This window comes from Aquaspirillum sp. LM1, assembly GCF_002002905.1.
In the GTDB taxonomy this organism is placed as follows: domain Bacteria; phylum Pseudomonadota; class Gammaproteobacteria; order Burkholderiales; family Aquaspirillaceae; genus Rivihabitans.
This window is the reverse complement of the sequence record NZ_CP019509.1, coordinates 2754467-2769566: the sequence shown is the minus strand read 5'-3', so window position 1 is coordinate 2769566 and position 15100 is coordinate 2754467. Positions and strand designations below refer to the sequence as shown.

Genomic DNA, 15100 nt, shown 5'->3' with positions numbered 1-15100 from the left:
TTGGTAAAAATAATTTTTCTGAGGGAAATTGGCGCAACCATAGCTATACATCGATTTTCAGCGGTTTCGGGCAGCGCAACTGCGCTCTGGGGTAGCCTGATCAGACATAAATAATAAATACTCTCACCCTCAGTAAACATTGAAAATGTCGAGGGTGCTACCATGGCAGGTCTTTTCGGAAATCCGCCTCATGCGGCTTATCGTTGCTTGCTCCGTCCCGAAGTACTGGCCGTGATGCTGGCCTTGTTTAATTGGGGCACCGACGCTCGGGCGGCAAGCCCGCTTCTGGCCAATCCACCACACGACAGTCCGGCAGAATTATCCGTGGTTACCGTCAATGCCCGGCGGGCACCAGAACTGGCCAAGGACGTACCGTTCAGTGTCAGCGTGGTTAGCGGCAGTGAAGCCGAATCGCGTCGCCTGCTGTCGCTGGATGAGATGCTGCGGCAAGCACCAGGGGTGGATATGGTGGTCAATGGCGGTATGGCTACCGGCACATTGCGCATGCGTGGGGTGGGGGCACTGCAAAAAGTCAGCGGTGACGATAGCTCGGTAGTGATCAATATTGATGGCTTGTCTTTGTCGCCATCTAATACAGGCCTGAATGTGTTGGATGTCGAACAGATCGAAGTGCTCAAAGGACCGCAAGGCACCCTGTTTGGCGGAAATTCCGAGGCAGGTGCAGTGAATATTGTCACGCGCAAGCCTACTGACTGGCTAGAAGGCTATGTGCGCGCCGAGCTGGGTCAGGATCATCAGCATCTGGTGGAAGGCGTCATTAGCGGGCCGCTGACCGATACGCTCAGCGCACGGCTGGCCTTGCGCCAGTCCGGCATCGACAATGTGCTGACCAACGCACAGAACGGCAAGCCGTTGAATACCCCGCGCGAACTGGCGTTGCGTGGCACATTGCGCTGGCAACCTGGCACCCGCACGCAATTGCTGCTCAGCGCCAGCCAGGATGTGCTCAAACAGCGGGATACCCCCTACACGCTGCGGCCATACGATGAACCGGCGCGCATTGACATTCCGCCCGGTGCTGCCTGGAACCGGCGGGAGGTCAATCGCTACACCGCAGAATTGACCCATGCCTTTGATGCCATGACACTGACCGCTCTGCTGGGATATGGCCATCTCCGTCACCATGCCCTTAACGCCATCTACGAAGGGCGCACCTATCAGCAGTTGGTCGGTTTTCACCCGGATGGTAGCTGGACCATGTACAGCAAGGAAAAACGCTACAACCAGGAAGTTCGCCTGAGCGCCAAACCTCACAGTAAAATTTTTTGGGTGCTGGGGGTGAATGCATTCCAGAGCCAGCGAGACTTGGCTTACCGGGATGTCAAAGACATATTTTATCCCGCTAATCCCTACCATGCTGACAGCACACGCCAGTTTGAAACCGACACGCAGGCGGTATTTGGCGAAATGACGGTGCCTCTGGGGAGTGCATTCAAACTGACCAGCGGCCTGCGCTACACCTGGGAAAAGAAAAGCACCGACGCCAATTGGACCGCCAAGCCCGATAATCCCAACCCGATTCGCACCGCTCGAGACAGCCAGTCGCTATCCGACAGCTATCTGACGGGACGCCTGGCGTTGAGCTATGCGCTGACCCCTCAAGTCAATCTGTACGGTGTATACGCTCGTGGCTACAAGACCGGTGGCTTCAATGACGAAGGCACCAACTACACCAATGGGCTTGCCGACCTGCCATACAAGGCCGCCACGGTAGACAGTTATGAAACTGGTTTCAAGTTTGAGTCAGCCGACCGGCGGCTGGCGCTCAATGGAGCGCTGTTTTTCAACAAGGTCAAAGACGATCACCTGCTGGCGTATGACGTCGCTACCTTTGCTGCCAATACTGAAAATTACGACACCAACAGCCGGGGGCTTGAATTGGAAGGGGTGTGGAAGCCAGTCAAAGGCTGGAGCCTGTCTGCAGGCGTAGCCTACACCGATGCCCGCATCAGCAATGGTGCAGCGGGCAGGATGGGCAATGTGGCAAAAGATAACCGGGTGCCGGAAGTGCCCAAATGGAGCGGCGTGCTGTCGATCAGCCATGAGCAGGCGCTGCCGGGTTTGCCGTTACTGAAGTCGCCGGTGTTGCATACCAAGCTGAGCAATCGCTTTGTTGGATCACGACCAGCGGATCCGCAAAATACTTTTAGTCTGGGGGCTTACAGCAAACTGGATCTGCGCGTGGGTCTGCAAAGCGGCAATACCGAGTTTTACCTCTGGGCCGACAACCTGCTGGACAAACGCTACGACTTGTATGGCTATTACATTGCGCCATACATGCCAGGTGGGTCAGGTGCGCAGATTGGTTCTCCAGGCCGTGGTCGCGCCGTGGGCATCGGCATGAACATGGCCTTTTGATGTTCAATCCGTCTGATACGAAAGAATGCGCATGAATCTGAAACGCGCTGCCCTGGCTGGCGGGTTGACCGCCCTGATTGCCGTCGCTACTTTTTGGATGATACGGGATGCCTCCTCCGCTGCGTCGCCGACACACACCAAGCCGGTGCTGAGCGTAACCGTCGTTCGCCCACAACGCCAGCACTGGCCGGTTGAACTGGCTGCGAATGGCAACATTGTACCCTGGCATGAGGCCATTATCAGTTCGGATGTGGCCCAGCTCCGCCTGACCCAGGTGCTGGTTGATGTGGGAGACCGAGTCAAGGCGGGCCAAGTGTTGGCAACATGGGATGATATTCCTGTGCGCCATGAGTTGGCGCAGGCCGTGGCCATGCAGGAGCAGGCGCAGGCAGTCTGGGCAGAAACCGCAGAACAAACCCGGCGGGCGCAGGCCATGCGAGGAAGCGGTGCCATCAGTGAACAGCATATTGCTGTGCTGGAATATCAATTGCAGGCGGCCAAGGCCAGAGTAGCAGCAGCTAGCTCGCAGGTTGACAGCCTGCGTCTGCGATTGTATCGAACTCAGGTGCGCGCACCTGACGATGGGGTAATTTCTGCTCGCAGCGCCAGCATGGGGGTAGTGGCTACGGTAGGGGGCGAACTGTTCCGGCTACTGCGTCAGCAGCGGTTACAGTGGCGTGCAGAGTTGGGAGCCAGCGATCTGGCCCGACTTCCCTTCGCTGCGCCGGTGCAGGTGCAACTGGGTGATGGTGTGACTCTGAATGGCATTATCAGCCGGTTGGCACCCAGTATTGACCCCCGTACACGCCAGGGCTGGGTGTATGTGGATATTCCCACGCACCCGGCGGCTCGGGCTGGCATGTTTGCCCAAGGGCGCTTTGTTCTGGCGCAGCAGCCTGCGCTCACACTCCCACACCAAGCCGTGGTGATGCGTGAAGCGTTCAGTTATGTGTTTGAGCTGGAGGCTCTCCAGCGGGTGATCTTGCGCAAAGTACAGATCGGGCGACGGCAGTCTGATCGGGTGGAAGTGCTTTCCGGTCTGTCTGCCGATGCCCAAGTGGTTGCTTCCGGTGCAGGCTTTTTGAATGATGGCGATACTGTCAGGGTGTTGCCATCTGCGCTGCCTGGCCAGGCTCGGGAGGCATCATGAACTTTTCCGCTTGGTCCATTCAAAATCCTCTGCCAGCCATCATGCTGTTCATCATGCTGTGCTTTGGCGGGGGACTTGGCTTTAGCGCTATGAAAATCCAGAATTTGCCTGACCTGGATTTGCCCATGGTGTCGGTACAGGCATCACTGCCAGGGGCTACGCCCAGCCAGTTGGAAAATGACGTGGCTCGCAAGCTGGAGGATGCTGTGGCTACAGTGCCTGGCATCAAGCATATTTACACCACGCTGCAGGATGGCACTGCATCGCTGATGCTGGAGTTCCGTATGGAAAAACCGGTACAGAATGCTGTAGATGATGTGCGTTCAGCCATTTCACGCGTGCAATCCGATTTACCCGGCGATGTGCGTGAACCGATTGTCAGCCGGATTGATGTGTCTGCTCAGCCGATTTTTGCGTTTACGGTGTCTTCGCCCCAGATGGATGCAGAAGCGTTGTCCTGGTTTGTTGACACCACCTTGTCCAGACGGCTGCTTGCTGTGCGCGGGGTTGGTGCGGTGAATCGCGTAGGCGGGGTGAATCGTGAAATCCGTGTCGGTCTCGACCCTGCCCATTTGCATGGACTGCAGGCTAGCGCCGCCGATATTTCCCGGCAATTGCGCGCCATGCAAAGTGAAACTGTGGGCGGACGAGCCAATCTGGGGGGGGCTGAGCAACCCGTACGTACCATGGGATCCGTGGCCAACGCCCAGGCGCTGGCCGACATCTCGATCAGCTTGAGTGATGGGCGCGCCTTGCGCCTGAATCAGGTCGCCAGGGTTAGTGACGGCCTGGCCGAGCCTCGTGCGCTGGCGCTGCTGGATGGTAAGCCGGTAGTGGGTTTCGAGGTGATTCGCAGTCGGGGTGAAAGCGAAGTGCAGGTAGGACTGGCGGTACAAGCTGCCTTGAACGAATTGCGTGCCAACCACGCAGGCCTGCAAATTGTCGAAGCATTTAATTTTGTCCGGCCTGTCGAAGAGGAATATGCCGGGTCCATGCATTTGCTCTATGAAGGTGCCTTGCTGGCCGTGGTAGTGGTATGGCTGTTTCTGCGAGACTGGCGCGCCACCTTCGTTTCAGCGATCGCTTTACCCCTGTCAGTCATTCCTGCGTTTCTGGGAATGTACTGGCTGGGGTTCAGCGTCAATATCGTCACCTTGCTGGCCTTGTCGCTGGTGGTGGGCGTTCTGGTGGATGATGCCATTGTCGAGGTGGAAAACATTGTTCGCCATTTGAATATGGGCAAATCGCCGATGCAGGCGGCCAGGGAAGCCGCCGACGAAATTGGCCTGGCTGTGATTGCCACCACACTGACCCTAGTGGCGGTCTTTCTGCCAACTGCATTCATGAGCGGGGCTGCTGGCAAGTTTTTCAAGCAATTTGGCTGGACGGCCTCGCTGGCTGTGGTTGCCTCGCTGTTGGTGGCTCGCGTGCTGACCCCAATGATGTCGGCGTATGTGTTGCGCGGCGCGCGCCAGGTTCATCCCGAACCGCGCTGGATGGCCTGCTATCTGCGCTGGGCGCAGTGGTGCATCCTGCATCGCGGATTGACTCTTCTTGGTGCTACAGGATTTTTCATTGGTTCGCTGATGCTCATCCCCCTGCTGCCCACGGCGTTCATTCCGGCAGATGATCACTCACAAACCCAGGTATATCTGGAGCTGGCGCCAGGGGCGACGCTGGCGCACACCCATCAGGCTGCTGAACAGGCCCGGATGCTGATCCAGCAGATTCCACAGGTGCGTCGGGTATACACCACCATCGGGGCGGGCAGTGTCGGCAGTGATCCCTTTGTGCTGGGGAGTGCTGGAGAAGTGCGCAAAGCCACGCTGACCATTTCCCTGTCGCCACGCGCTGAGCGGCCACGCAAGCAGATGGTGGAGGAACAGATTCGCCAGCAGTTGGAAACGCTGCCTGGTGTACGTAGCAAGGTGGGGCTGGGCAACTCGGGAGAAAAATACATACTGGCACTGACCGGGTCAGATCCTCTTTCCCTGCAGGCTGCCGCACGGGCGGTGGAGCGTGAACTGCGCACCATCCCCGGGTTAGGTAATATAGCTTCAACCGCCAGCCTGGTTCGCCCGGAAATTGCCGTGCGTCCGGACTTTGCCCGTGCGGCCGATTTGGGCGTCAGCAGTCAGACCATCGGCGAAACCTTGCGGGTGGCGACACTGGGGGATTATGACACGTCGCTGGCCAAGCTGAATCTGGCTCAGCGTCAGGTGCCCATTCTGGTGAGCCTGGAGCACAGTGCGCGCAGTGATTTATCGGTACTATCCCGCCTAAGCGTTCCTGGCCGTCATGGCCCGGTTAGCCTCAGTGAGGTGGCCGACCTCAGTCTGGCCAGTGGCCCGGCCGTGATCAGCCGCTATGATCGCATCCGCAATATCAACTTTGAAATTGAACTGGCCGGACAGCCCATGGGCGATGTGTCAGCCCTGGTTGCGCAACTGCCTGCCGTTCGTCAGCTGCCGGCTGGCGTGCGGATGGTTGAAGTAGGGGATGCCGAGGTGATGGTCGAGCTGTTTACCAGTTTTGGCCTGGCCATGCTAACCGGGATTGTGTGCATCTATCTGGTGCTGGTGCTGTTGTTCAAGGATTTTTTTCATCCTGCTACCATTTTGGTAGCCTTACCCTTATCGCTGGGCGGCGCATTTGTGGGTTTGCTGCTGGGACAGCAAAGCTTCTCCATGCCTTCGCTGATTGGTCTGGTGATGCTCATGGGGATTGCCACCAAAAACTCCATTTTGCTGGTGGAATACGCCATTCTTGCCCGACGCGAGTACGGTATGTCACGCCAGGCCGCACTGCTGGATGCTTGCCACAAGCGTGCTAGGCCGATTGTGATGACCACCTTGGCCATGGGGGCCGGCATGCTGCCGATTGCACTTGGCATGGGCGCTGCCGATTCCAGTTTTCGTGCGCCCATGTCCATCGCAGTATTGGGGGGGCTGCTGACTTCCACCGTGCTCAGTCTGCTAGTGGCACCCGCCATGTTTACCTATGTTGATGATATGCAGAAGGTCTTTCTCAGCCGCTTGCGTTGCTGGCGACAGCGTCATTGAGTAAATGATAAACGCTTTCGGGGGGCGTTGGGCTGGTTCGGGTAGTGATCGGAATAAAAACAGGAAATACTCTCAATATCAAAGTTATAGGTCGAGAGGATATCCCGATGCACAACTCACTTCATCGTTCATCCTGCGTACTGCGCAGCCAGCCCTTGCCACTGGCCCGTGCAGTCATCATGGCGCTGGCAGCCTGGAGTTTACCCGCGTTTGCTGATGACCCCGCGTCCGCCAAATCTGCCAAAAAAGACGAAGTGACACTGGAGGCGGTGACTGTTAATGCCCGACGGGCATCTGAACTGGCCAAGGATGTACCGTTCAGTGTCAGCGTCGTCAGCGGTGAGGAAGGTGAATCCCGCCGTCTATTGTCGCTAGAAGACATGCTGCGCCAGACGCCAGGGGTGGATGTGGTGGTGAACATGGGTATGAGCAACACTTCGCTGCGCTTGCGCGGGGTGGGTGCGTTGCAAAAAGTCAGCGGCGACGATAGTTCGGTGGTGATCAATGTCGATGGTCTGCCGCAGTCGCCTTCTAATGCTTCGCTCAATGTGTTGGATGCTGAACGGGTTGAAGTGCTCAAAGGGCCTCAGGGAACGTTGTTTGGCCGTAACTCCGAAGCGGGTGCGGTGAATATTGTCACGCGCAAGCCTACTGACTGGCTGGAAGGCTATGTGCGCGCCGAGCTGGGTCAGGATCATCAGCATCTGGTGGAAGGCGTCATCAGCGGGCCGTTGACTGATACGCTCAGCGCACGGCTGGCCTTGCGCCAGTCCGGCATCGACAATGTGCTGACTAATGCACAAAATGGCAAACCGTTGAATAAGTTGCGCGAAGTAGCGATGCGCGGTGCTTTGCGCTGGCAGCCAAGTGCACGCACGCAACTGCTGCTCAGCGCGGGCGAAGAAACCATTCATAATCGCGACAATGTGTACACACTGCGCCCTTATGGCGAGCCCGCGCAAATCAGCATCCCGCCCGGAGCCATGAGTAACCGCCGTCAGGTCGCGCGTTACACCGCAGAACTGAGCCATGAGTTTGATGCTTTCACGCTGACGGCGTTATCTGGTTTTGCGGATACGGACCATCGCTATACTGATGCTATTTACGAAGGGCGTACCTATCAGCAACTGGTTGGTTTTCTCCCGGATGGCAGTTGGTCGATTAGAGGCAAGGAAAAACTGTATAACCAGGAAATTCGTTTGGGTTCGAAACCGGGCGAGAAGGTGTTCTGGGTAGCAGGGGTGAATCTGTTCCATAATGACCGATCCATGGAACGCTATCAATCCTACGATACATTCTACCCCGCTAATCCCTACCATGCTGACAGCACACGCCAGTTTGAAACCGACACGCAGGCGGTATTTGGCGAAATGACGGTGCCTCTGGGGAGTGCATTCAAACTGACCAGCGGCCTGCGCTACACCTGGGAAAAGAAAAGCACCGACGCCAATTGGACCGCCAAGCCCGATAATCCCAACCCGATTCGCACCGCTCGAGACAGCCAGTCGCTATCCGACAGCTATCTGACGGGACGCCTGGCGTTGAGCTATGCGCTGACCCCTCAAGTCAATCTGTACGGTGTATACGCTCGTGGCTACAAGACCGGTGGCTTCAATGACGAAGGCACCAACTACACCAATGGGCTTGCCGACCTGCCATACAAGGCCGCCACGGTAGACAGTTATGAAACTGGTTTCAAGTTTGAGTCAGCCGACCGGCGGCTGGCGCTCAATGGAGCGCTGTTTTTCAACAAGGTCAAAGACGATCACCTGCTGGCGTATGACGTCGCTACCTTTGCTGCCAATACTGAAAATTACGACACCAACAGCCGGGGGCTTGAATTGGAAGGGGTGTGGAAGCCAGTCAAAGGCTGGAGCCTGTCTGCAGGCGTAGCCTACACCGATGCCCGCATCAGCAATGGTGCAGCGGGCAGGATGGGCAATGTGGCAAAAGATAACCGGGTGCCGGAAGTGCCCAAATGGAGCGGCGTGCTGTCGATCAGCCATGAGCAGGCGCTGCCGGGTTTGCCGTTACTGAAGTCGCCGGTGTTGCATACCAAGCTGAGCAATCGCTTTGTTGGATCACGACCAGCGGATCCGCAAAATACTTTTAGTCTGGGGGCTTACAGCAAACTGGATCTGCGCGTGGGTCTGCAAAGCGGCAATACCGAGTTTTACCTCTGGGCCGACAACCTGCTGGACAAACGCTACGACTTGTATGGCTATTACATTGCGCCATACATGCCAGATGGGTCAGGTGCGCAGATTGGTTCTCCAGGCCGTGGTCGCGCCGTGGGCATCGGCATGAACATGGCCTTTTGACTCTGCCTTCACCACTATGCAGGCTAGATGCGCTATCCATAGGCAGTCGGAATGCTCGGTCGATTTCGGCAGCCCTAGCCACCTTGGAGGCTGCGTACCGACCTGCCGATGAGTTGCTCCGAGTGTGTCCCATTGACCGGGATGGCCAACCGCCATCCCGTTTTTTCACGTGCTACTCACATCCTCATCGTGCCGTCTGCCCGTGTTTGACATAAGGATTTCTGAACCATGCCATATCTTTCTGCTGAATGGCGTTTCTTGCTGTATCTGCTGGGCACGCAACGTTGGCGATTGCTGGGTGCCATGGTGTTTACCCTGCTGGGAGTGATGGCTGAACTGGTTCCTTACTGGGTTTTTTTTCAGGTGATGGATGTCTTGCTGTCACCATCTGCGCTGTCGACCCAGTGGCTGCTTACTCAGTGCGCTTGCCTGGCGCTGGCCATGCTGCTCAAGTATGGGGGTTATTCTCTGGCATATTTTCTCAGCCATCATGCAGCGTATGCCATTCTGGCGCATGCGCGCCAGCGTCTGCTCCAACGTCTGGCCTGGGCCAGTCTGCCCTGGCTACAACAGCAGCACTCTGGCCAGCTCAAACAAGCCGTGTTGCAGGATGTGGAGCGAATCGAATCATTTGTGGCTCACCACACGGTGGAAGGCATTGCTGCCGTGTTTGGGCCAGGATGCGTGCTGGCGTTTTTGCTATGGTTGGATTGGCGGCTGGCGCTGGCTGCGCTGGCGTCTGCACCGTTGGCCTTGCTGGCATCAGGCATGCTGATGCGCAATACCGGCAAGAGCTATGCGCAATATGTCTCCCGGCTGGCAGGTTTGGACGCGGCTACAATTGAATATGTGCGCAATATGTCGGTCATGAAGGTGTTTCGCCTAGATGCCAGCCGCTTTCAGTGGCTGAACGAGCAACTGGACGCCTACTACAAGCTGATTCGTCAGATGACCCCGCGCATGATCACTGCTTGGTCGTGTTTTGCCGCTTTGCTCAATGCCAACTTGCTGTGTGTTCTGCCGCTGGGCTTGTATTGGCATGCCCAAGGGCAGGTGTCGCTGTCTGCCCTGATGCTGACCATCATGCTTGGGGCTGGCATGCTTCGGCCACTGTTCAAGATCAACCATCTGAATTCCGAATTGCGTGAAGTGCTGGCTGGCGTGCGCGGCTTGTTGCCCGTGCTGCACGCACCACAGCATCCCCAGCATGCCGATGATGATGCGTTGCTGCTGATGCCTTCGATCCAGTTTGACCAAGTGTCTTTTGCCTATCCGCGCGCGCCTGTGCTGGATGATGTCAGTTTTGAACTGCCTCCTGCCAGCCTGACTGTGCTGCTTGGGCCATCAGGTGCAGGCAAGTCGGCCACGGCGCAATTGCTGGCTGGGCTGTTACAGCCTGACAGCGGCAATATCCGGCTGGGCGCAAGGGTGCTGGCTGACATCGGTGAGGCCCAGCGCACCCGCTTGATCGGGCTGGCTACCCAAGAACCATTCCTGTTTCAGGGTACCCTGATCGACAACCTGCGGCTGGGCAACCCGATGGCCAGCGATGCTGACGTGGCGTTGGCGGTGAAGGTGGCTCAGGCGGAGGCGTTGCTGGAGAGTCTCCCTCAAGGCTATCAAACCCGTTTGCATGAACATGGCGTGCGCTTGTCTGGCGGCGAGCGGCAACGCCTGGCCGTGGCCCGCGTGTTGCTGGCCGCCACTCCGATACTGGTGCTGGACGAAGCCACTTCGTTTGCCGACAACATGACACAAAAAGCCTTTTATCAGGCATTGCGTCAGCATTATCCGGAAAAAACCGTGTTGGTGATCACCCACCGCGCCTACGGTGTCGAATGGGCTGACCAGATACTGGTCATGGAAAACGGGCGGATTGTCGATCGCGGTGTGCATGCTGCCTTGCTGGCACGTAATCATTTTTACCAACAACTGTGGGCGCATACAACGACCAGCCAGCGCTGGCGTCTGGGGGCTCCCGCCTCAGAGGGGGCTGCATGAGTGCAAGCCATATTCTTCAGCTGGCAGAGCGGGTGATTGTCCGCAGCCAGCAAGCCACGCCCAACCTGTACCTTGGCATTGTCCTGCGCACCGCCGAGCGTCTGCTGGAGTGTGTGCCTTTTTTGCTGTGCTATGTATGGCTGGTCGGGCGCTGGCCTGGTGCCGTGGAGGCGCAACCATTACTGGATTGGGTGCCTCACTGGCAACTGGCCCTGGGGGTGTTGCTGTCAGGCGTGCTGTTGCAATGGCTGTGCGGTTACTGGGGGCAGCGGCTGACCTTTCTGGCTGGTTACCAGATCATGGCGGGCTATCGCCGGCGTTTGCTCAACCATGTTCATCGTCTGCCGATTGGCGTACTGCAGCAGCAGCGTGGCGGTGAGCTGGCCGAGCAGCTCACCGACGATGTCAAGAAAGTTGAGGCCATTTTTACCCACCTGATTCCCGATATCGCTTCAGCCCTGCTGGCGGTCAGCCTGATCTGGCTGGTGCTGGCCGGGGTGGATCTGCCCTTGACGCTTGCGTTGAGCTGCGCGCTACTGCCCGCCTGGGGCCTGCTGCAGTTCAGCAAGCGGTTTTTTATGCGCAGCGGCCAGGAAAAACAGCGTGCCCAAGCCTATGTTTCGGGCTTGCTGATTGAATTTGTCCTGGGGCTGCGTACTCTGCGGCTGTTTGACCGCACCGCCCAGTGGCTGACCCGGCTAACCCAGCAATTCGAGCGGATCCGCACCCTCAGTCTAGGGGTGGAGGCCTGGGGTGGTGGATCAGTCATGGCGTATCGGCTGGTGCTGGAGGCCGGCTTGCCCGGCCTGCTGCTTGGCATGGCCTGGCTCAATGCTCAGCCAGACAGCAGTCCGGCACCGCACTGGCTGCTGTTTCTACTGCTGGCGCACAAGCTGCTCCAGCCGTTGCTCGAAGTGGCAGAAACCCTGACAGTGCTGCGCTACGCCGCCCAGTGCGAGCAGCGTCTGGAAAATCTGCTGACTGTGCCGGAAATGCCCGAGCCTGAGCAGTCACAGACGCCGAAGGGGCTGGACATCCGCTTCGAGCAGGTCAGTCTGGCTTATGAGCAGGAAAGGGTGCTGCACGATATTTCGTTTACCGTGCCACAAGGCACACTGACTGCGTTGGTTGGGCCGTCCGGCTCAGGCAAAACTAGCGTGCTCAATCTGCTGGCGCGATTTTATGACCCCAGCCAAGGCAAGGTGCTGCTGGGGGGGTAGATCTGCGTGCGCTGGGCAGTGATCAGCTCTACCAATCTCTAAGCATGGTTTTTCAGCAAGTGCAGCTGCATCAAGGCAGCATTCGCGACAATATTGCGCTGAGCACGGCCCCGGTCAGTGACGAAGCTGTGCAGCAAGCTTGTCGGGATGCCTGGTGCGATGACTTTATCTGCCGGCTGCCTGCCGGATACGAGACTCAGATTGGTGAAGGCGGCATGCGCCTCTCGGGTGGAGAGCGCCAGCGCCTGTCAATTGCGCGCACCTTGCTGAAAGACGCGCCAGTGCTGTTGCTGGACGAGGCGACCGCTTCGGTTGATCCGATCTCACAGGCAGAAATCCAGCTGGCGCTGTCCCGGCTGGTGCAGGGCCGGACGGTGGTCATGATTGCCCATCGCCTGAGTACGATCACCCATGCTGACCAAATTCTGGTGCTGGATCAGGGACGAATTGTTGGCCAAGGCACCCACTTGGCGCTGCTGAGCAACTGCCCGCTGTATCAACGGCTCTGGCATGCCCAGCATAGTCAGGCACCGATTGAATAATGCTGCCTACTGCACCGGATTGGCGGCGCAGTGGGTGTCTTGTCCTTCTTTAAAAAATCAGTTCATCAAGGAATCTATCCATGTCATTGTTGCCCACGCCATCGATTGGCCAGATTCATCTGGAAGGCATGATGCACCGCTGTGGCATTTTGTGCGTTCTGGGTTACCGTTTTATCGGGCTGCCGGACCTGTCCCGCTTGCGCGCCAGTTTTGAGCAGCTGATTGGCCAGGTGGACAAATTTTGCTGGGATATCCGCCTGGATCATCAGGGTCAGGTGCAATGGCAGTACCGGGGACCACGCACACCGGCTGTGATTGAACAGGAAGCAGAGGATTTGCACCTGGCATTTTCCCAATGCTGTGCAGATCTTTTTACATTGCATGAGCAGAGTCAGCAGTGTCCGATGATGCTGATCATTGTGCGTCAGCCGGCACAGCCAGGACAGCCTGAAGCATGCTTGTTGATTCAGGTTATGGACCATGCATATTGTGATGCGCGCAGCAGCGAAGTATTGTGGGGTATGGTGATGGATCACTATTTGGCCAGCTTGCATGGTGACACTGTGAAGCAGGCCCAGTTGCTGTCTCTGGCGAAGAAATTATCCACCCCTGGCAGTGACGCCATTTACCGAATGGGCAGCAAGCACGCTCTGCTGCCGCTTCCCTGGCACCGGCATGTGCGCAATGTCTGGCAGTTGGTGCGACACAAGCAGGCCGATGGCGGAGGCTATGCTATTCCTTTTGAACGCATTCGTACTCAGTTGCCGGCGTATTGTCAGTCACGGCGAGAACCGATCATGCGCTGGGTGGATTTGCGCAGCTGCATTGCCCAGTGTCGCCAGCAACACGCGGCATTGACGCCCAACAGCGTGGTCACTGCCCTGGTGGCTCAGGCCGTGCGCCAAGTGAATCTGCATCACAAGAAACTGCCGCATGCGAAAGCGGACAGAATCAGCTTTCGCATGCTGGCCGACATCCTGTCGCCACGTCAGCGCAAGCAGTATCTGGGCAATTACATTGCCTATGTGCCATTGACCCTGGATGCCAGCTTGCCTCTGGCTGAGTTGGCTCTGCAAGTGGAAGCGCGCGTTAGTCAATGTCGCCAGCAGCGGATTGACCTGAGCCAGTTCCGCTTTTTGGAAACAGCTATTGCTCGGCGTTGGGTGGGTAAAGTGGACGACCCAGTGTCATATGCCATTACCAGCGTCAGCAATCACCGACTTAATAAAGCACCCCATACCCTGCCTGGTACTCGCTTTGTTGAAATGCTGGGCGCAGTTAATGCTCAGCCCAGAGACGAAATGGGCGGATTGATGAACAATAAACCCGTCATCTGCACGGTGCTGTCGCCAGGGCAACAGCTGTTTTTGACGTTTTATCCGATGATTGGTCCGGACGATGACAATCGCCGGATTGCCGATTATGTGGCTTTGTTGTCCCGACAAGACATCGGTTAGCCTAAAAAAATCGGGTAAGGCGGTGTGAGCCGCCCTACCCGTCATCTAGAGACACTCTGATTTATTCAGAAAAACCGTTTTTGCCAAAAGAAAAACCAGGCAAAATCAACATCCTATATTCCAACCTTCGCGGGAATAACGATTTCCCCAGTGTTTCCTGAGCATCAGGGAAAGTGTGATCCTGTGCCAAACCCCACCAGTGCCAGAACCCGGTTGATGTGCGCACACACAGCTGCCTGTTGCGCAATCAGGTAAAAATGTGCGCCAGGGTAGCGACTCAATCGGAACGATCGGGAGGTATAGCGCAACCAATCTTGTGCATCTGCTTCGCTCAGCTCTGGGTCATCGCTGCCTACCAGCACATCAATCGGGATATCAAGTTGCGGGTGAAGCGGGTCTGCTTGCCAAGTTTCAATCACTTGGTAATCATTCCGCATGGCTGGGAGCACCAGTTGTGCCAGCTCAGGGTGCGCTGCCCAGTCAAGCTGACTACTGCCCAGCCGGGTAATTTCGGCCAGCAAGGCGGCGTCAGCTTGATGATGCAGCCTGCCTCCCTGATGCCGTGCCGGTGATTCGCAGGCCGAGAGCAGCAAGTGTGCGGGTTGAGGTAAACCTTCGCGACGCAACTGTCGGGATAGCTCGTAGGCCACGGCCCCGCCCATGCTGTGGCCAAACAACACATACGGTGTGTGGCGCAAGCCAGGATGCGCCGCCAAGGCAAAGGTAAGTGCGCCCACCAGGTCAGCCATATGCTGATACATGGGTTCGTTCAGCCGTTCTTCACGTCCAGGATACTGCACTGCCAGTAATTCTACCGATGTCGGCAACTCCGCTGCCCAGCGACGAAAGAAGCTGGCGCTGCCGCCGGCATGCGGTAGGCATACCACACGCAGCTGGGCCATTGGTCTGGGCAGGTAAGTGCGCAACCAAGGCGTGACCTGAACCCTGGGAACTGCCAATGGTAAATC

Annotated in this window: 8 protein-coding genes and 1 pseudogene; 7 read left to right on the top strand and 2 right to left on the bottom strand. The window is 57.3% G+C overall.

The window, feature by feature from the left end:
• Positions 1–324: 324 nt before the first annotated feature.
• The 6 genes and pseudogenes from BXU06_RS11790 (at position 325) to BXU06_RS11765 (ending at position 12675) form a co-directional block, all read left to right on the top strand.
• Positions 325–2379 (top strand): TonB-dependent receptor, encoded by a 2055-nt coding sequence (locus BXU06_RS11790; protein ID WP_216352467.1) that lies wholly within the window; start codon positions 325–327, stop codon positions 2377–2379.
• 64 nt (positions 2380–2443) lie between these two features.
• Positions 2444–3529 carry an efflux RND transporter periplasmic adaptor subunit gene (locus BXU06_RS11785; RefSeq protein WP_171982211.1) on the top strand — a complete coding sequence of 362 codons (1086 nt, stop codon included), beginning with the start codon at positions 2444–2446 and terminating at the stop codon, positions 3527–3529.
• On the top strand, positions 3526–6591 hold the full coding sequence (locus BXU06_RS11780) for an efflux RND transporter permease subunit (RefSeq protein WP_077299756.1): 3066 nt from the start codon (positions 3526–3528) through the stop codon (positions 6589–6591). Before BXU06_RS11785 ends, BXU06_RS11780 begins: the two co-directional genes overlap by 4 nt.
• A 107-nt stretch (positions 6592–6698) precedes the next feature.
• Positions 6699–8912 (top strand): TonB-dependent receptor, encoded by a 2214-nt coding sequence (locus BXU06_RS11775; RefSeq protein ID WP_077299754.1) that lies wholly within the window; start codon positions 6699–6701, stop codon positions 8910–8912.
• Between the two features lie 228 nt (positions 8913–9140).
• Positions 9141–10913, top strand: coding sequence for an ABC transporter ATP-binding protein (locus BXU06_RS11770; protein WP_077299752.1), 1773 nt, complete (start codon positions 9141–9143; stop codon positions 10911–10913).
• Positions 10910–12675: pseudogene (locus BXU06_RS11765) on the top strand (ABC transporter ATP-binding protein). The gene BXU06_RS11770 and the pseudogene BXU06_RS11765 overlap by 4 nt, the downstream one beginning before the upstream one ends.
• Before the next feature lie 83 nt (positions 12676–12758).
• Here BXU06_RS11765 and BXU06_RS17455 read toward each other — a convergent pair.
• Entirely contained in the window at positions 12759–13058 is a 300-nt protein-coding gene (locus BXU06_RS17455; RefSeq protein WP_150125187.1) for a hypothetical protein, read from the bottom strand.
• A 21-nt stretch (positions 13059–13079) separates the two neighbouring features.
• On the opposite strand from BXU06_RS17455, the gene BXU06_RS11760 reads away from it, so the two are divergent.
• The gene (locus BXU06_RS11760) at positions 13080–14132 is read left to right on the top strand and encodes a hypothetical protein (RefSeq protein WP_150125186.1); all 1053 of its coding nucleotides are present in this window, start codon (positions 13080–13082) and stop codon (positions 14130–14132) included.
• Positions 14133–14296: 164 nt separating this feature from the next.
• Here the strand turns inward: BXU06_RS11760 and BXU06_RS11755 are convergent, their stop codons facing one another.
• Positions 14297–15034, bottom strand: a complete 738-nt coding sequence (locus BXU06_RS11755) for a thioesterase II family protein (protein WP_171982208.1) — start codon at positions 15032–15034, stop codon at positions 14297–14299.
• Positions 15035–15100: the final 66 nt, after the last annotated feature.